Source organism: Lelliottia sp. GFLA7, assembly GCF_056490165.1.
Genome location: NZ_JBWLAQ010000001.1, coordinates 546,706 through 565,206, shown reverse-complemented (window position 1 = coordinate 565,206; position 18,501 = coordinate 546,706). Strand labels below are relative to the sequence as shown.

Sequence of the window (18,501 nt, the reverse complement as noted above, 5' to 3'; positions counted from 1 at the left end):
ATGGTGTTATGTGCGCTTATTTTGACCAGTGAGCAGCTTTCGCACGCTGCAGTTTTTCGTATGCTTTCAGCAGTGACTGATGTGCCGGGAACGCTTTGAGGTCGTTGTCGACAGGCTGAAGGCCATAGAATGGCGCTTCACCGCTCAGGGCGGCACTCGCGGCTTCAACGGCATCAGCACCATACATACGCACGAACGCGTTCAAATATTGCAGCGGCTGGCGATCTTCTTCCTGAGAGAGCAGCAGCAAGGTTTGCAGGCAGCGGTAATAATTTGCACGCTCAGCGCTGAATACAGACTGGTTGTACTCAATGGTCCACTCGGTCCAGGCCAAAGCCTGATCCAGATCGCCACCGGCCAGCGCCAGCATTGCTTTCAGTTCGCCAATACGCAGCGTGTACCAGCCAGTGTCTTTACCGGTCGCCAGACCCAGCAACTCACGCACGCGGGTCATATCATCGTGACCTTCATCGTCCATTTGGGCAATCAGGTTCAAATACTCTTCTTTTTCCCATTCGCTGCCCGGCAAGGCGAGCAAGGTTTCGCGAAGATGGCTGCCCATTGCGTTATTTGCCAGCCACAGATCTTCTGCTGGATAAATATCAGACATGCCAGGAACCAGAATACGGCAAGCGTAAACGCTCAGGTGTTCGTAATCGGCGATGTACACTTCTTTATCTTCGGCTTTGAAGATGGCCATTAGCGTGGCGAACTCTTCTTCGGTTGTGCCGGAGAAATTCCAGTCCACGAACGGGTAGTCAGCGTCCTGTTTGAACATGTCCCAGGAGATCAAACCGCTGGAATCAATGAAGTGAGTTTCCAGATTAGTGTGTTCGCCCACTTCTTCATCATCAAAGGTCGGTGGCGTAAACACGTCCAGATCTTTCAGGCTACGGCCTTGCAGCAGCTCGGTCACGGTACGTTCCAGCGCTACGCCAAAATCAGGGTGCGCGCCAAATGAGGCGAAACACGTCCCGTTAGCTGGGTTGAACAGCACCACGCAGATAACCGGGTATTTGCCGCCCAGTGAACCGTCGTAAGCAAAGATCGGGAAGCCTTCGGCTTCCAGTTTAGCGATGGATTCCACCACGCCCGGATAGCGCGCCAGCACGTCGCTCGGGATTTCCGGCAGGCTGATGGATTCCGCAATAATGCGATTTTTGATATGGCGCTCAAACACTTCAGAAAGGCCCTGAACGCGAGCTTCGTTGCGGGTGTTACCGGCAGACATACCGTTAGAAACATACAGGTTACCGACGATGTTCATCGGAATATAGACAGTTTGTTCATCAGACTGACGGGTAAACGGCAGGGCGCAAATACCCCGCTCGTCGTTACCGGATTGCAGATCGATCAGCATACCGGCGGTCAGTTCGTTGTCAGGATCGTAAAATGCACGCAGGCGCGTATCCAGAATGCCGTCTGGCAATTCATCGTCTTCCGTCAGCGGGAACCATTTTTCATTCGGGTAATGCACGAACGGGCCGTTGGCGATCGTGTCGCCCAGCCAGAAATCCGCAAAGAAATAGTTCGTGGACAGACGCTCAAAATACTCACCCAGCGCAGAAGCCAAAGCCGCTTTTTTGGTGGCACCTTTACCGTTGGTAAAGCAAAGCGCGCAATCGGTATCACGAATATGAACAGACCAGACGTGCGGAACTGGATTGAGCCAGGAGGCTTCTTCGATATTAAAGCCCAGGTCGGTCAGTTTTTGCTGGAAGCGAGCGATGGAATCTTCCAGGGCGGCGTCTTTGCCGGGGATGAATGTTTGAGTCATAGCTATCACTTTTATCGTACGGAAAGCGCGCAATGATACGGGTTTTGCGTGACTGGCGCTATCTTCGCGAAGGATACGGCGAAAATAAAAGGCTGGACTATGCTTACAGGCAGTAACTCACTGTTAAGGCATAGAAAAAATGAAAGCGTTTGATCTTCAACGGATGGCATTCGACAAAGTTCCGTTAGAGTTTTTAGGGGAAGTGGCTCTTCGCAGCCTCTATACCTTTATATTGGTTTTTTTGTTTCTCAAGATTACGGGCCGCCGCGGCGTACGGCAGATGTCGCTGTTTGAGGTATTAATCATCCTTACCCTCGGCTCGGCGGCTGGGGACGTTGCCTTTTACGATGACGTACCGATGATCCCGGTGTTGATCGTTTTTGTCACACTAGCGTTACTGTATCGCCTGGTGATGTGGCTGATGTCGAAAAGTGAAAAACTTGAGGATTTGCTGGAAGGTAAACCGGTGGTGATTGTGCAAGAGGGGCAGCTCGCCTGGGAGAAAGTCCGTAGCGCTAACATGACCGAATTTGAGTTTTTCATGGAGTTACGCCTCAACAGCGTGGAGCAGTTGGGGCAAGTACGACTGGCTATTATGGAAACCAACGGCCAGATCAGCGTGTATTACTACGACGACGAAGATGTAAAACCGGGTCTGTGTATTTTGCCCGATGAGTGCGTGAAGCGATTTATGGTCGTGCCAGAATCAGGCGAGTATGCCTGTATACGTTGTAGCCATGTTGTCACCATGCAGGTGGGGGAACATCAATTATGTCCCCGCTGTGCGCACCCAGAATGGACGAAGGTTAGCAGGGCTAAACGTATCACCTGACAGCCATTTTGTCGGTTTTGTGCCTATGTGGTGGCAGAATGTTTTGTGTGACGGTGGACACATTTTCCGGGTCATAAGTTTTAGACATTGCGGCGCGTGTCACTGAATGATAAAACCGATATCCACAGTTATAACTTAGTGCTTTTAGCGTGGTGAGGGTAAATGGCTCAGGTCTTCAATTTCAGTTCAGGTCCGGCAATGTTACCGGTAGATGTACTTAAACAAGCCCAGCAGGAGCTTTGCGACTGGCAGGGCCTTGGTACATCGGTGATGGAAATTAGCCACCGTGGTAAAGAATTTATCCACGTGGCGGAAGAGGCAGAAAAGGATTTTCGCGATCTGCTGAATATTCCCTCGAACTACAAAGTATTGTTCTGTCATGGCGGCGGTCGTGGTCAGTTTGCAGGAATTCCGTTAAATCTGCTGGGCGACAAAACGGCCGCAGATTATGTCGATGCCGGTTACTGGGCTGCCAGTGCGGTCAAAGAAGCGCATAAATACTGCACACCCAATGTGATCGATGCCAAAGTGACGGTTGATGGCTTGCGCGCAGTTAAACCCATGAGCGAGTGGCAGCTATCCGACAATGCCGCATATCTGCACTACTGCCCGAATGAAACGATCGACGGCATCGCCATTCATGAAGAGCCAAACTTTGGCAATGATGTGGTGGTCACTGCGGATCTTTCTTCCACCATTCTCTCCGGTCCGCTGGACGTAAGCCGCTACGGCGTCATCTATGCGGGTGCGCAAAAAAATATCGGTCCGGCTGGCTTGACGTTGGTGATTGTGCGTGAAGATCTTTTAGGCAAAGCGCATAAGGCGTGTCCTTCTATTCTCGACTACACCGTGCTGAACGATAACGACTCGATGTTCAACACCCCGCCAACGTTCGCCTGGTATCTTTCTGGCCTTGTTTTTAAATGGCTCAAGAAAAACGGTGGCGTGGCGCAGATGGACAAGATCAATCAGCAAAAAGCCGAGCTGCTTTACAGCACAATTGATGGCAGTGATTTCTATCGTAACGATGTCGCGAAAGCCAACCGCTCGCGCATGAACGTGCCGTTCCAGCTTGCGGACAGCAATCTGGATAAAGTCTTCCTTGAAGAGTCTTTCGCCGCAGGTTTGCATGCGCTTAAAGGCCACCGCGTTGTGGGCGGCATGCGTGCTTCTATCTACAATGCGATGCCTCTTGAAGGCGTCAACGCGCTGACCGATTTTATGGTCGACTTCGAACGTCGCCACGGTTAATCGCGCTATGTTCACCCCGTAGCGTCGCTGCGGGGTTTTTTATTATGTCGAGTTGAGAGTTAAGCTTCATGGAATCCCTGACGTTACAACCTATCGCGCGAGTCGATGGCACCATTAATCTGCCTGGCTCAAAAAGTGTCTCGAACCGCGCGCTGCTGCTGGCCGCTTTGGCAAACGGCACCACTGTCCTTACTAACTTGCTGGATAGCGATGACGTTCGCCATATGCTCAATGCGCTGAAGGCGTTGGGTGTTCAGTTCACGCTGTCTGCCGATCGTACCCGCTGCGAAGTCGTGGGTAACGACGGTGCGCTCAAATCGGCTACCGAGCTGGAGTTGTTTTTAGGTAACGCGGGAACGGCGATGCGCCCGCTGGCAGCTGCGTTGTGTCTGGGAAGTAACGATATCGTGCTGACCGGCGAACCGCGCATGAAAGAGCGTCCAATTGGCCATCTGGTCGACGCACTGCGTCAGGGCGGCGCGCAGATTGACTACCTTGAGCAGAAAAACTATCCGCCAGTACGTTTACGCGGTGGGTTTACCGGCGGCAATGTGGAAGTCGACGGCAGCGTATCCAGTCAATTCCTGACCGCGCTTTTAATGACTGCGCCGCTGGCCCCGCAGGATACGGTGATTAGCATCAAAGGCGATCTGGTGTCTAAACCTTATATCGATATCACGCTGCATCTGATGAAAACGTTTGGCGTCGAGGTCGAAAACCAGACGTACCAGCGCTTTGTGGTTCGCGGTGCCCAGCAATATCAATCTCCGAGCAATTATCTTGTTGAAGGCGATGCATCTTCAGCGTCCTATTTCCTGGCCGCAGGTGCGATTAAAGGCGGCACGGTTAAAGTTACAGGAATCGGGCGTAACAGCGTGCAGGGCGATATTCGCTTTGCCGATGTGCTGGAAAAAATGGGCGCGGTGGTGACCTGGGGCGATGATTTCATCTCCTGTACGCAAGGCGAGCTCAATGCGGTTGATATGGACATGAACCATATTCCGGATGCGGCAATGACCATTGCGACGGCGGCGCTGTTTGCCAAAGGAACAACAACGCTTCGAAATATTTACAACTGGCGCGTCAAAGAAACGGACCGCTTGTTTGCGATGGCGACTGAGCTGCGCAAAGTCGGGGCACAGGTAGAGGAGGGCGAAGATTATATTCGCGTCACGCCTCCTGCAAAACTGCAGGTCGCTGAGATAGGCACCTACAACGATCATCGCATGGCGATGTGCTTCTCGCTGGTGGCGTTATCCGACACGCCAGTGACGATTCTTGATCCGAAATGCACCGCGAAAACCTTCCCGGATTATTTCGAACAGCTCGCACGCATCAGTACTCTTGCTTGATAAATCCCTGCCGCATCTTCGGATGCGGCAAAGACTTACGCTTCCTGACAGTGTTCCCGCCCATTTCTTCTACACTCTGGTTCATTAATTCCGTAATTTGCATGCAAAGATAACAGTTGCCTGCTTTGGCGCGTATAATGCGCGGCGTTCATGTTAACGGTATGCCTTAATGAAGGAGAAAACGATGACGGCAGCTGCCCCGGTAATCACCATTGATGGGCCAAGTGGCGCAGGGAAAGGTACTCTGTGTAAAGCGATGGCAGAAGCATTGCAATGGCATCTTTTAGACTCGGGAGCAATCTATCGCGTACTGGCTTTAGCGGCGTTGCATCACCATGTCGATGTAGCCTCTGAAGAAGCGCTGGTGCCTCTGGCTGCGCATCTGGACGTACGTTTTATCTCTACGCATGGCAACCTTGAAGTCATTCTTGAAGGCGAAGACGTGAGCGGTGAAATCCGCACCCAGGAAGTGGCGAATGCGGCTTCACAGGTCGCTGCCTTCCCGCGCGTTCGAGAGGCGCTGTTGCGTCGTCAGCGGGCATTCCGTGAAGCGCCGGGGCTCATTGCTGATGGCCGCGACATGGGCACAGTGGTCTTCCCTGATGCGCCTGTTAAAATTTTCCTTGACGCCTCATCGGAAGAACGCGCGCAACGTCGCATGCTTCAGTTGCAGGAAAAGGGGTTTAGTGTTAACTTTGATCGCCTTTTATCCGAGATAAAAGAGCGCGACGACCGCGATCGTAACCGCGCTGTAGCACCGCTTGTTCCGGCAGAAGATGCCCTAGTTCTGGATTCGACCAGTTTAACTATTGAGCAAGTGATTGAAAAAGCGTTACAATATGCGCGCCAGAAATTGGCACTCGCTTAACTGCGACAGAATTGGTAGTACCCCCGCTGCAATGGATTGACGGCGGGTATGTGAAACAACCCCATCCGGCACGGAGCCAGGTGGACGTTATATTAACCTGAAGATTAAACATGACTGAATCTTTTGCTCAACTATTTGAAGAATCCTTAAAAACAATCGAAACCCGTCCGGGTTCCATCGTTCGTGGTGTTGTTGTTGCTATCGACAAAGATATCGTACTGGTTGACGCCGGTCTGAAATCTGAGTCTGCCATTCCGGCAGAGCAGTTCAAAAACGCCCAGGGCGAGCTGGAAATCCAGGTGGGTGACGAAGTTGACGTTGCACTGGATGCAGTAGAAGACGGCTTCGGTGAAACTCTGCTGTCCCGTGAGAAAGCTAAACGTCACGAAGCTTGGATCACGCTGGAAAAAGCTTACGAAGAAGCTGAAACTGTCGTCGGTGTTATCAACGGCAAAGTTAAAGGTGGCTTCACTGTTGAGCTGAACGGTATTCGCGCGTTCCTGCCAGGTTCACTGGTAGACGTTCGTCCTGTTCGCGATACTCTGCACCTCGAAGGCAAAGAGCTCGAGTTCAAAGTCATCAAGCTGGACCAGAAGCGTAACAACGTTGTTGTTTCTCGTCGTGCAGTTATCGAATCCGAGAACAGCGCAGAGCGCGATCAGCTGCTGGAAAACCTGCAGGAAGGCATGGAAGTCAAAGGTATCGTTAAGAACCTCACTGACTACGGCGCATTCGTTGATCTGGGTGGCGTTGATGGCCTGTTGCACATCACCGACATGGCGTGGAAACGCGTTAAGCATCCAAGCGAAATCGTAAACGTTGGCGACGAAATCACTGTTAAAGTGCTGAAGTTCGACCGCGAGCGTACCCGTGTTTCCCTGGGCCTGAAACAGCTTGGCGAAGATCCATGGGTCGCTATCGCTAAACGTTACCCAGAAGGTACTAAACTGACTGGTCGCGTTACCAACCTGACCGATTACGGCTGCTTCGTTGAAATCGAAGAAGGCGTTGAAGGCCTGGTTCACGTTTCCGAAATGGATTGGACCAACAAAAACATCCACCCATCCAAAGTTGTTAACGTTGGTGATGTAGTGGAAGTTATGGTTCTGGATATCGACGAAGAACGTCGTCGTATCTCCCTGGGCCTGAAACAGTGCAAAAACAACCCATGGCAGCAGTTCGCGGAAACCCACAACAAGGGCGACCGTGTTGAAGGTAAAATCAAGTCTATCACTGACTTCGGTATCTTCATCGGCCTGGACGGCGGCATCGACGGCCTGGTTCACCTGTCTGACATCTCCTGGAACGCTACAGGCGAAGAAGCAGTTCGTGAATACAAAAAAGGCGACGAAATCGCAGCGGTTGTTCTGCAGGTTGACGCAGAACGTGAGCGTATCTCTCTGGGCGTTAAACAGCTCGCAGAAGATCCGTTCAACAACTGGGTTGCTGTGAATAAGAAAGGCGCAATCGTAAACGGTAAAGTGACTGCAGTTGACGCTAAAGGCGCAACCGTAGAACTGGCTGACGGCGTTGAAGGTTACCTGCGCGCTTCTGAAGCTTCACGTGACCGCGTTGAAGATGCGACTCTGGTTCTGAACGTTGGCGACGATGTTGAAGCTAAGTTCACCGGTGTTGACCGTAAGAACCGTGCAATCAGCCTGTCTGTTCGTGCTAAAGACGAAGCTGATGAGAAAGATGCAATCGCAACTGTTAACAAACAGGAAGATGCTGGTTTCTCCAACAACGCAATGGCTGAAGCTTTCAAAGCAGCTAAAGGCGAGTAATATCAAGTTCTCTGCATCTTATTGAGATGTAACTCTGTTACATCTCGAAGGATGACGAGCAGACTTGACAGATTGCAGGATTCGTCCTGTAATCAATAACAAAGGGCGGCTACGGCCGCCCTTGTTTAATAAGCTGTTCAGCTAAATGGTTTGAAGGAACCGGAGGAATCATGACCAAGTCAGAATTGATTGAAAGACTTGCCAGCCAGCAATCGCACATTCCTGCAAAAGCAGTGGAAGATGCAGTTAAAGAGATGCTGGAGCATATGGCCTCGACTCTTGCACAGGGCGAGCGCATTGAAATCCGCGGTTTCGGTAGTTTCTCTCTGCACTATCGTGCACCACGAACCGGGCGTAACCCGAAGACTGGCGATAAAGTGGATCTGGAAGGCAAATATGTTCCGCACTTTAAACCCGGTAAAGAACTGCGCGATCGCGCCAATATTTACGGGAACTGAGTTTGCCTGCGGGCAAAACTGGGTTATCTAATGAAAGCACCTTCGGGTGCTTTTTTTATGGGTTTAGCTATAAACCTGAAGCCGCTTCGCAAGTACCCTTTGTCGTTACTGCACACTGAAAGAATCCCTTCTGCACTGCGCGTATTTTCTCCTTTTCGGGGCTGACTCTGCACTATTACCGTACCACACTGTCCTGAACAGGGAGGTGTTATGGGTATTCCGGCGATAAGTGCATGTCTGATAACAGCGATTTTACCGCTGTTGTGGTTGCCTTCACTTCCCGATATTTGGATGACCTGGGTCTGTATCACCGCCGGGACTTTGCTGGGATTCCAGCGGTTGAGATGGCTACGCTATGTCGGTTTGTGGTTGATTTTCTTTGCGTGGGGAGTGTTAGCCGCTCTTGAATCCGTTTGGCCTATGCAGCATTTAACGGCAGGACCGCAGCAAGTTGAGATGGTTATTACATCGACCGATGGCGCAACCACTCATCAAGGGCGAATCGTGAGCCTCAACGGAAAACCCTGGTTTTCAACAACAGGCGTCACTCTATACGGTAACTATTTACCGCAACCATCATGCGCGGGACAGCGGTGGGCCATGACGTTACGCCTTCGCGCTGTGCACGGCGAACTCAATGATGGGGGATTTGATTCACAGCGCTATGTGCTAAGCATGCATCAGCCGCTGAGCGGGCGCTTCACCCATGCAGAAGCAGTAGATCTCACCTGCAGCTTACGGGCTCGCTATCTTTCTTCGCTCACTTCAGCTTTAGCGCCTTATTCATGGGGCTCAGTCATTCTCGGGCTCGGAATGGGGGAACGATTAGCGATCTCTCCTGAGATCAAAAACCTGATGCGGGAAACGGGTACGTTACACCTGATGGCGATTTCCGGGTTACACATTGCCTTTGCGGCATCACTCGTATGGCTTATCGTGCGAGGCATTCAGTTCTTCCTTTCGTGTCGCTGGACGGGATGGCGCATGCCACTTCTGGCGGGCGTCTGTTTCGCTGCGTTCTATGCGTGGCTCACCGGTATGCAGCCGCCAGCGCTACGCACCGTCGTTTCGCTCGTTGCACTGGCATCACTCCGTTTCAGCGGTCGTCAGTGGTCTCCGTGGCAGGTGTGGTTATGCTGTGTAGCGGCAATTCTTTTTGTCGACCCTCTGGCGGTCCTTTCACAAAGCCTCGCGCTTTCCGCCTTTGCCGTCGTCGCGCTTATTTTTTGGTATCAGTGGCTGCCTTTGCCGGAAGGGGGCTATCCGCGGTGGATAAAGCCCTTGATTACTCTGCTGCATCTGCAATTGGGGATGCTGTTTTTACTGTTACCGCTTCAGGTCAGTATTTTTCACGGGATGAGCATTTCATCGTTAGTCGCCAATATTTTTGCCGTCCCGCTGGTGACGTTTATTTCAGTACCGCTGATCCTGGTAGGAATGCTGTTACACCTTTGTCCCTTACACCTGTTCGAGGAGTGTGTTTGGCTGTTAGCGGATAAATCTCTGGCTGTTCTCTTCTGGCTGTTGAAAGGGCTACCGGACGGCTGGATAGATATTGATGAACGCTGGCTACCGGTCACGCTCTTGCCATGGCTCGCAATTATTGGCTGGCGATTTCGGGCCTGGGTATCGGCTCCTGTGATAAGTATTGTCAGCAGTGTTTTGCTCACGTATCTGTTGTGGCGCCCCGTGAAATCAGAAGGTTGGACGGTCCATATGCTGGATATTGGGCAGGGTCTGGCAATGGTCATCGAGCATAATGGCAGAGCCATTTTGTACGATACCGGATTAGCCTGGCCGGGCGGAGACAGCGCGAAGCAGCACATTATTCCCTGGCTGCGCTGGCACCATCTAACCCCTGAAGGGGTAATCATTAGCCATGACCACAGCGATCATATCGGTGGGTTGAATTCATTACGTGAGGTGTGGCCAATGATGTGGATAAGAAGCCCGCTAGGTTGGGCCAATCATCAGCCCTGTTTCAAGGGGCAACACTGGCAGTGGCAAGGCTTGACCTTTACGGTTCACTGGCCGCCGAGAGAGTACAAGGCGTTAGGTAATAACCGTTCATGCGTGGTGAAAATCGATGATGGCAAGCACAGTGCATTGTTAACGGGCGATATTGAAGCAAAGGCCGAGTTAGCGATGCTCAGTCACCACTGGCAGTTTCTAGCGTCTACACTTATCCAGGTGCCACATCATGGCAGTAACACGTCTTCGTCTCAGGCGCTGGTACAGCGTGTTGCAGGGAAAATTGCGTTAGCCTCGGCGGCGCGTTACAACGCATGGCGATTTCCGTCTTTCAAAGTGGTTACACGTTACAAACAGGAAGGCTACTCTTGGTTCGATACACCGCAATATGGGCAAATCTCAGTCAGTTTTTCATCACAAGGTTGGCAAATCCGCCGCTTACGAGATCAAATTTTACCGCGTTGGTATCATCAGTGGTTTGGCGTGCCCGTAGATAACGGGTAGAATATGCGGCTATTTCAACAAATGCTGGTTTTTTGAATGCATAACGACAAAGATCTCTCCACGTGGCAGACCTTCCGCCGACTCTGGCCGATGATTGCACCCTTTAAAACAGGTCTGCTCGTGGCGGGTGTTGCATTAATCCTCAACGCAGCAAGCGATACCTTTATGCTATCGCTCCTCAAACCGTTACTGGACGACGGTTTTGGTAAAACGGATCGCTCAGTGTTGCTATGGATGCCTCTGGTGGTTATCGGGCTGATGATCCTTCGCGGCGTGACCAGTTATGTCTCTAGCTACTGCATCTCCTGGGTATCAGGCAAAGTGGTGATGACCATGCGTCGTCGACTCTTCAGCCACATGATGGGAATGCCTGTTGCTTTCTTCGATAAGCAATCTACCGGCACTTTACTGTCGCGTATCACTTATGATTCCGAGCAAGTAGCGTCGTCATCTTCAAGTGCGCTGATTACCGTCGTACGTGAAGGGGCTTCGATTATCGGCCTCTTCGTTTTGATGTTCTATTACAGTTGGCAGTTGTCGATCATCCTAATCGTCCTGGCACCCATTGTTTCAATCGCTATTCGCGTCGTATCCAAGCGTTTTCGTAGCATCAGTAAGAATATGCAGAATACGATGGGGCAGGTGACGACCAGTGCCGAGCAAATGCTGAAAGGCCACAAAGAGGTATTAATCTTCGGTGGGCAGGATGTCGAAACTAAACGCTTTGACAAGGTCAGCAACAAAATGCGTTTACAGGGGATGAAGCTGGTTTCAGCCTCTTCAATCTCGGATCCGATCATTCAGCTGATTGCCTCTCTGGCTCTGGCATTTGTTCTTTATGCTGCCAGCTTCCCAAGCGTTATGGAGACATTAACTGCGGGCACGATAACTGTGGTGTTCTCATCGATGATTGCTCTGATGCGCCCACTGAAATCATTGACCAACGTTAATGCCCAGTTCCAGCGCGGTATGGCAGCATGTCAGACGCTGTTCAGTATTTTGGACTCCGAACAAGAAAAAGACGAAGGCAAACGTGTTATCGAACGCGCTCACGGTGATGTGGAGTTCCGCAATGTGACCTTCACCTATCCTGGCCGCGAAATCCCTGCCTTGCGCAATATCAACCTGAGCATTCCAGCAGGTAAAACAGTTGCGCTTGTCGGACGTTCAGGATCAGGTAAATCGACGATTGCCAGCCTGATGACCCGTTTCTACGATATCGATGAAGGTGAAATTCTGCTGGACGGTCATGACCTGAGAGAGTATACGCTTCAGTCGCTGCGTAATCAGGTGGCGCTGGTCTCTCAAAACGTCCATCTGTTCAACGATACGGTAGCCAATAACATCGCTTATGCACGTACGGAAGAGTACAGTCGTGAAGCAATCGAAAATGCGGCTCGTATGGCTTATGCGATGGACTTCATCAACAAGATGGATAACGGTCTCGACACCATTATCGGCGAGAACGGCGTGTTGCTTTCAGGCGGTCAGCGTCAGCGAATCGCGATAGCTCGCGCGCTGTTGCGCGACAGTCCGATTCTGATTCTGGATGAAGCAACCTCTGCGCTGGATACCGAGTCTGAGCGCGCGATTCAGTCGGCGCTGGATGAACTGCAGAAAAACCGTACATCGCTGGTGATTGCACACCGCTTGTCCACGATCGAGCAAGCCGATGAAATCGTCGTGGTGGAAGATGGCTTGATCGTCGAGCGTGGAAGCCATGCGGATCTTATCGAGCAACGCGGCGTCTATGCGCAGCTTCATAAAATGCAGTTTGGCGCATGATTGCACGCATCTGGTCCGGAGAATCACCTCTGTGGCTGCTGCTATTGCCGCTTTCCTGGCTGTATGGCCTGGTGAGCGGCATCATCCGTCTTTGCTACCGAATTGGCATTAAACGTCCGTGGCGTGCACCAGTACCCGTTGTTGTTGTCGGCAATCTCACGGCCGGGGGAAATGGTAAAACACCCGTGGTCATTTGGCTGGTGGAACAACTCGCTCAGCGGGGTATTCAGGCTGGCGTTGTGTCACGGGGCTATGGTGGAAAAGCGGAAAGTTATCCTCTGCTGCTGACATCCCAGACTACAACGGAACAAGCGGGCGACGAGCCTGTGCTTATCTTTCAGCGAACCGGTGCTCCGGTTGCTGTTTCACCAAATCGAAGCGAAGCCGTTCAGGCGTTGCTGGCCGCACATCCGGTTGACATCGTCATCACGGACGATGGCTTGCAGCATTATGCTCTCGCACGTGACAAAGAAATCGTGGTTATTGACGGCGTGCGTCGTTTCGGTAATGGCTGGTGGTTACCCGCGGGTCCGATGCGTGAACGAGCGTCGCGACTGCGCACGGTCGACGCCGTAATCGTCAACGGCGGTGAAGCGCTGCCAGGTGAAATTCCGATGCGATTAATCCCCAGTCAGGCCGTGAATCTACTGACCGGAGAAAGGCGGGAGGTTTCGCAACTGCCCGCCCTGGTTGCGATGGCTGGGATTGGACATCCACCTCGTTTCTTTGCGACGCTGGAGCAATGTGGTGCCCATCTTGAAGCCAGGATTCCTCTTGCCGATCATCAGGCTCTTAGCATTGTGGATGTTGACCCATTGGTGACCGTTAACCAAAACCTGATCATGACCGAGAAAGATGCGGTCAAATGCCGCGCTTTCGCAAAATCTAACTGGTGGTATCTTCCGGTGGATGCTGAATTCAGCGGTGAAAAGCCAGAACTCTTGCTCCAGGAACTAATGTCGCTGGTGCGTTAAGCGCATGCGGTTCTGGTAGCGCGATGACGAACAGGAAAACGCATGCCCTTACCGCACCTCTCGCTCCAGGCAGCACGTAATCTGCACCTTGCCGCACAGGGCCTTTTAAAGAAACCCCGTCGCCGTGCGCAACCCTCGGATATTCTCTCTACTGTTCAGCGTATGTCGCTGTTGCAAATCGATACGATCAACATCGTTGCCCGTAGCCCTTATCTCGTCCTTTTTAGTCGCCTGGGCGATTATCCTTCCCAATGGCTTGATGACGCGCTGAGTCGGGGAGAACTCATGGAATATTGGGCTCATGAGGCATGTTTCCTGCCGCGAAGTGATTTTGGCCTGGTCCGTCATCGGATGCTGGCGCCAGAAAAAATGGGCTGGAAATACCGTCAGGAGTGGATGCACGAAAATGCGGACGAAATCGAAAAACTCATTGAGCACATTCACGAAAACGGCCCGGTCCGCTCAGCAGATTTTGAACATCCCTGCAAAGGCACAAGCGGCTGGTGGGAGTGGAAGCCGCATAAACGCCATCTCGAGGGGCTGTTTACGTCCGGAAAAGTCATGGTGGTTGAGCGGCGTAACTTCCAGCGAGTTTACGATCTTACTCATCGTGTGATGCCTCACTGGGACGATGCACGCGATCTGCTTGGTCAAACCGCAGCAGAGGCCATCATGCTGGAGAATAGCGCCCGTAGTTTAGGTATTTTCCGTGCGCAGTGGCTGGCGGATTACTATCGGCTTCGACAACCCGTCCTGAAACCGCTGCTTGAATGCTGGCAAGAAAAGCAGCGCGTCGTGCAGGTGGAGGTAGAAACGTTAGGTGAAATGTGGCTGCATGCAGATTTATTACCGCTCTTGCCCCAGGCTCTGGACGGGAAGTTGAGCGCGTCGCACAGTAGCGTATTGTCACCGTTTGATCCCATCGTCTGGGACCGCAAGCGCGCTGAACAGCTGTTCGGCTTCACGTATCGTCTTGAATGTTACACCCCCGCGCCAAAGCGTCAGTATGGCTACTTTGTTTTGCCGTTGCTGCATAAAGGCCAACTGGTGGGGCGTATGGATGCCAAAATGCACCGAAAAACAGGTGTACTGGAAGTGATTGCGTTGTATCTGGAAGAGGGCGTCAAAGTCAGTTCAGCGCTGGAAAAAGGGCTTTTCTCCGCACTTAACCATTTCGCCAGTTGGCAGGGGGCAAATCGGGTCAGCCTTTCGCGATTACCCGATCAACTTTTCGACGCGTGTCGGAGTGGCTGGGAAATAGACATAGCCTGAAAAAGGAATGTGGTAAGCTTTCATCATTATTGATACGGAGGAACTATGGATCACCGTTTACTTGAAATCATTGCCTGCCCGGTGTGCAACGGCAAACTCTATTACAGCCAGGATAAACAAGAACTTATTTGCAAACTGGACAATCTGGCGTTTCCGCTGCGCGATGGCATTCCGGTCCTGCTTGAAACGGAAGCCCGCTCGCTGGCGGCAGAAGAGAGCCGACCATGAGTTTTGTCGTCATTATTCCGGCGCGTTTTGCCTCCACGCGTTTACCAGGTAAGCCGCTGGTGGATATTAATGGCAAACCGATGATTGTCCATGTGCTTGAAAGAGCACGTGAGTCAGGTGCCGATCGCGTGATTGTTGCCACGGATCACGAAGACGTTGCCCGTGCTGTCGAAGCGGCCGGTGGCGAAGTATGCATGACTCGCGCCGATCATCAGTCCGGCACGGAAAGACTGGCCGAAGTCGTCGAAAAATGTGGTTTTAGCGATGACACCGTTATCGTTAACGTGCAGGGCGATGAACCGATGATTCCGGCGGCTATTATTCGTCAGGTCGCGGAAAACCTCGCGCAGCGTCAGGTGGGAATGGCCACGCTTGCCGTGCCCATTCATCATGCTGAAGAAGCGTTTAATCCGAATGCGGTTAAAGTGGTGATGGATGCTGAAGGCTACGCGCTCTATTTCTCCCGCGCGGCTATTCCTTGGGATCGCGACCGTTTTGCCGCCTCTCAAGAGGTGATTGGCGACACGTTCCTGCGACACTTGGGCATTTATGGCTATCGTGCAGGCTTTATCCGTCGCTATGTAACCTGGGCGGCAAGTCCGCTGGAGCATATCGAAATGCTCGAACAGCTGCGTGTGCTCTGGTATGGCGAAAAAATCCACGTTGCGGTTGCCCAGGAAGTGCCTGGAACGGGCGTTGATACACCCGAAGATCTCGAACGCGTGCGTGCTGAACTGCATTAATATCCCCACATCCCCTCACTCGAGGGGATGCTCTACCGCTAGGTTTTCCCTCATTTTTCTTCATCCAAATTGATCTTATCAGGGTGACATCCGTCTGCGACGCGCTCATTATAAAAGCAGTAGTTTTGATGGGGACAATCTGATATGGAACAGCTGCGTGCCGAGCTAAGCCACCTGCTGGGTGAACAACTCAGCCGGGTGGAGTGTGTGAATGAAAAGGCGGACACTTCGCTGTGGTCGCTGTATGACAGTCACGGTAATCCGATGCCGCTAATGGCAAGGAGTTTTTCTTCCCCCGGTGTCGCCAGACAGCTGGCGTGGAAAATGTCTCTGCTCGCACGTAGCGGAACGGTGCGTATGCCGACCGTCTATGGCGTGATGACGCATGAAGAACATCCCGGTCCGGATGTTTTGTTGATTGAACGGTTGCGCGGTGTTCCCGTTGAGGCACCCGCTCGTACGCCGGACAGATGGGAGCAACTGAAAGACCAAATCGTTGAAGCGCTGCTTGCCTGGCACCGGCAGGATAGCCGTGGCCTGGTTGGCCCGGTGGACAGCACCCAGGAAAATATCTGGCCTCACTGGTATCGCCAGCGTGTCGAAGTATTGTGGGGCACGCTCAATCAATTCAGTAATACCGGCCTGACGATGCAGGATAAGCGAATTTTATTCCGCACGCGCGAATGTCTGCCAGCGCTGTTCGACGGTTTTAACGACAATTGCGTGTTGATTCATGGCAATTTCACCCTGCGCAGCATGCTTAAGGATTCACGCAGCGATCAGCTACTGGCGATGGTTGGGCCGGGAATTATGCTCTGGGCACCGCGGGAATATGAGCTTTTCCGTTTAAGCGACAGTGGCCTGGCAGAGGGTTTGCTTTGGCATTATCTCCAGCGCGCGCCCGTCTCGGAATCTTTCCTCTGGCGGCGCTGGGTCTATCTCATGTGGGATGAAGTGGCGCAGCTCGTCAACACCGGGCGCTTTAATCGCGCCAATTTCGATCTCGCCTCGAAATCACTCTTGCCCTGGCTCGCCTGACGATCCTTTCAACCATTGCCAGAGGCGTCCGAGCGTTTCATAGCCCACGCGATCGCTGTGCATCAGCCACACCGGTGACGGGATCGCGCGTTCCCATGGGTTCAGAGGCGCATCAACGGCCAGTTGATTAGCTGGCGCGGGGAGAGGATGTAACCCGGCATGTTCAAAGAAAATCATCGCGCGGGGTAAATGCGAGGCGGACGTCACCAGCAGGAACGGGGCATTTCCGATGGCCTGTTTCACCGCTGCGGCTTCTTCTTCCGTATCTTTAGGGCTGTCGAGAGTGATTATCGCCGAGCGCGGCACGCCAAGTGATTCAGCCACGCGCGCCCCGGCTTCAGCGGTACTCACCGGATTGTTTTTTGCGGGCGCACCCGTAAAGATCATTTTAGACCCCGGATTCGCCAGCCACAGGCGTATGCCTTCGTTTAAACGCGGCAGACTGTTATTGATTAAGTTTGAACTGGGCGCCCAATTGGGATCCCAGGTGTAACCGCCACCCAGCACCACGATGTAATCCACCTTCTGTTTCCCCTGCCACGTCGTGTACTTATCTTCAATAGGGCGCAACAGCCCATCAGCGACAGGTTGCAGGCTCAGCAGCAGCAGCATCAGCCAGGCCGCTGTCATCACGGTTTTTGCCGTTTTCTGAAAACGAGTCAACCAAAGCAGCAGTAGTCCGAGCGCCATCAGCAACAGCAAGAGTGGAAGAGGAAGCATCATGCCTCCAATAACTTTCTTAAGGGTAAAAAGCATCCTTTTTGGCTCCTTTTTTAACCATACAGCAGGCGATTACCCGCGATATTACACCAGAGAGGTTCATTATCCGCGCGGGTGTGACAAAATAGCGGTTTTGCTGGTAGCGGGTGGAACTCTCCCAATGCGGGATCGCAATTTCGATGACATCGCGGAAAAGTTTTCGCGCAATATTTACGGCACCACCAAAGGGCAGTTGCGTCAGACGATCCTCTGGCAGGATCTGGATACGCTGCTTGCCACCTACGGTAGCCGAAAGTTGCGCGTTCTCGATGCCGGCGGCGGTGAAGGTCAGACGGCCATTTTAATGGCCGAGCGCGGTCATCACGTGACGTTTTGCGATCTTTCCGCTGAGATGGTCGCACGCGCGAAACGCGCGGCACACGAGAAAGGTGTGAGCGACAACATGCATTTTATACATTGCGCCGCTCAGGACATTGCCCAGCATTTGGAAACGCAGGTTGATCTGATATTGTTTCACGCGGTGCTTGAATGGGTCGCTGAACCGCAAGCTATGTTAAACACGCTGTGGACTGTGCTAAGCCCCGGCGGCGCACTGTCGCTGATGTTCTACAATGCCAATGGCCTATTGATGCGCAATGTGCTGGTGGGCAATTTCGGTTATGTGCAGCAGGGCATGTATAAAAAGAAACGACGCACGCTTTCGCCAGATTTTCCGCGCGATCCCCAGCAAGTCTATGGCTGGCTGGAGGAGATTGGCTGGGAAATTACCGGCAAAACGGGCGTCAGGGTGTTTCATGATTATCTGCGCGATAAACAAAAACAGCATGAATGTCTGGACGCCTTAACAGAAATAGAAACGCGGTATTGCCGCCAGGAGCCGTTTGTGAGCCTTGGCCGCTATATACACGTCACCGCGATTAAAAGCCTGGACAGTTAGGCTTACA

Annotated in this window: 16 protein-coding genes; 14 read left to right on the top strand and 2 right to left on the bottom strand. The window is 52.4% G+C overall.

Going from position 1 to position 18,501, the window contains the following annotated elements; all coding sequences use genetic code 11:
• Window positions 1–16: 16 nt before the first annotated feature.
• Window positions 17–1,777: a 30S ribosomal protein S12 methylthiotransferase accessory factor YcaO gene (ycaO, locus tag AC07RN_RS02815; RefSeq protein WP_478335516.1), complete on the bottom strand. Its 1,761-nt coding sequence runs from the start codon at window positions 1,775–1,777 to the stop codon at window positions 17–19.
• A gap of 139 nt (window positions 1,778–1,916) precedes the next feature.
• Between ycaO and AC07RN_RS02810 the strand changes: the two genes are divergently transcribed.
• The 13 genes from AC07RN_RS02810 (at window position 1,917) to AC07RN_RS02750 (ending at window position 16,837) form a co-directional block, all read left to right on the top strand.
• Window positions 1,917–2,609, top strand: a complete 693-nt coding sequence (locus tag AC07RN_RS02810) for a DUF421 domain-containing protein (RefSeq protein ID WP_478335515.1) — start codon at window positions 1,917–1,919, stop codon at window positions 2,607–2,609.
• A gap of 162 nt (window positions 2,610–2,771) precedes the next feature.
• On the top strand, window positions 2,772–3,860 hold the full coding sequence (gene serC, locus AC07RN_RS02805; RefSeq protein WP_478335514.1) for a 3-phosphoserine/phosphohydroxythreonine transaminase: 1,089 nt from the start codon (window positions 2,772–2,774) through the stop codon (window positions 3,858–3,860).
• A gap of 68 nt (window positions 3,861–3,928) precedes the next feature.
• A complete protein-coding gene (gene aroA, locus AC07RN_RS02800; protein WP_478335513.1) occupies window positions 3,929–5,212 on the top strand; it encodes a 3-phosphoshikimate 1-carboxyvinyltransferase in 1,284 nt (427 codons plus the stop codon).
• 184 nt (window positions 5,213–5,396) lie between these two features.
• On the top strand, window positions 5,397–6,080 hold the full coding sequence (gene cmk, locus AC07RN_RS02795; protein WP_012016826.1) for a (d)CMP kinase: 684 nt from the start codon (window positions 5,397–5,399) through the stop codon (window positions 6,078–6,080).
• Window positions 6,081–6,190: 110 nt separating this feature from the next.
• Window positions 6,191–7,864 (top strand): 30S ribosomal protein S1, encoded by a 1,674-nt coding sequence (gene rpsA / locus AC07RN_RS02790; RefSeq protein WP_012016827.1) that lies wholly within the window; start codon window positions 6,191–6,193, stop codon window positions 7,862–7,864.
• A gap of 170 nt (window positions 7,865–8,034) precedes the next feature.
• A complete protein-coding gene (gene ihfB / locus AC07RN_RS02785) occupies window positions 8,035–8,322 on the top strand; it encodes an integration host factor subunit beta (protein ID WP_012016828.1) in 288 nt (95 codons plus the stop codon).
• A 210-nt stretch (window positions 8,323–8,532) separates the two neighbouring features.
• Window positions 8,533–10,797 (top strand): ComEC family protein, encoded by a 2,265-nt coding sequence (locus tag AC07RN_RS02780; RefSeq protein ID WP_478335512.1) that lies wholly within the window; start codon window positions 8,533–8,535, stop codon window positions 10,795–10,797.
• A gap of 36 nt (window positions 10,798–10,833) precedes the next feature.
• Window positions 10,834–12,582 (top strand): lipid A ABC transporter ATP-binding protein/permease MsbA, encoded by a 1,749-nt coding sequence (msbA, locus tag AC07RN_RS02775; protein WP_012016830.1) that lies wholly within the window; start codon window positions 10,834–10,836, stop codon window positions 12,580–12,582.
• Window positions 12,579–13,556, top strand: a complete 978-nt coding sequence (gene lpxK / locus AC07RN_RS02770; RefSeq protein WP_478335511.1) for a tetraacyldisaccharide 4'-kinase — start codon at window positions 12,579–12,581, stop codon at window positions 13,554–13,556. The genes msbA and lpxK overlap by 4 nt, the downstream gene beginning before the upstream one ends.
• Before the next feature lie 42 nt (window positions 13,557–13,598).
• Window positions 13,599–14,828 carry a winged helix-turn-helix domain-containing protein gene (locus AC07RN_RS02765; protein ID WP_478335510.1) on the top strand — a complete coding sequence of 410 codons (1,230 nt, stop codon included), beginning with the start codon at window positions 13,599–13,601 and terminating at the stop codon, window positions 14,826–14,828.
• 45 nt (window positions 14,829–14,873) lie between these two features.
• The gene (gene ycaR, locus AC07RN_RS02760; protein ID WP_012016833.1) at window positions 14,874–15,056 is read left to right on the top strand and encodes a protein YcaR; all 183 of its coding nucleotides are present in this window, start codon (window positions 14,874–14,876) and stop codon (window positions 15,054–15,056) included.
• Window positions 15,053–15,799 (top strand): 3-deoxy-manno-octulosonate cytidylyltransferase, encoded by a 747-nt coding sequence (gene kdsB, locus AC07RN_RS02755; RefSeq protein ID WP_478335509.1) that lies wholly within the window; start codon window positions 15,053–15,055, stop codon window positions 15,797–15,799. The genes ycaR and kdsB overlap by 4 nt, the downstream gene beginning before the upstream one ends.
• Before the next feature lie 144 nt (window positions 15,800–15,943).
• The gene (locus tag AC07RN_RS02750) at window positions 15,944–16,837 is read left to right on the top strand and encodes a YcbJ family phosphotransferase (RefSeq protein ID WP_012016835.1); all 894 of its coding nucleotides are present in this window, start codon (window positions 15,944–15,946) and stop codon (window positions 16,835–16,837) included.
• Here AC07RN_RS02750 and elyC read toward each other — a convergent pair.
• Entirely contained in the window at window positions 16,814–17,593 is a 780-nt protein-coding gene (elyC, locus tag AC07RN_RS02745; RefSeq protein ID WP_478335508.1) for an envelope biogenesis factor ElyC, read from the bottom strand. The genes AC07RN_RS02750 and elyC overlap by 24 nt on opposite strands.
• 124 nt (window positions 17,594–17,717) lie before the next feature.
• On the opposite strand from elyC, the gene cmoM reads away from it, so the two are divergent.
• On the top strand, window positions 17,718–18,494 hold the full coding sequence (cmoM, locus tag AC07RN_RS02740) for a tRNA uridine 5-oxyacetic acid(34) methyltransferase CmoM (RefSeq protein WP_235135234.1): 777 nt from the start codon (window positions 17,718–17,720) through the stop codon (window positions 18,492–18,494).
• The last annotated feature ends 7 nt before the right edge of the window (window positions 18,495–18,501 follow it).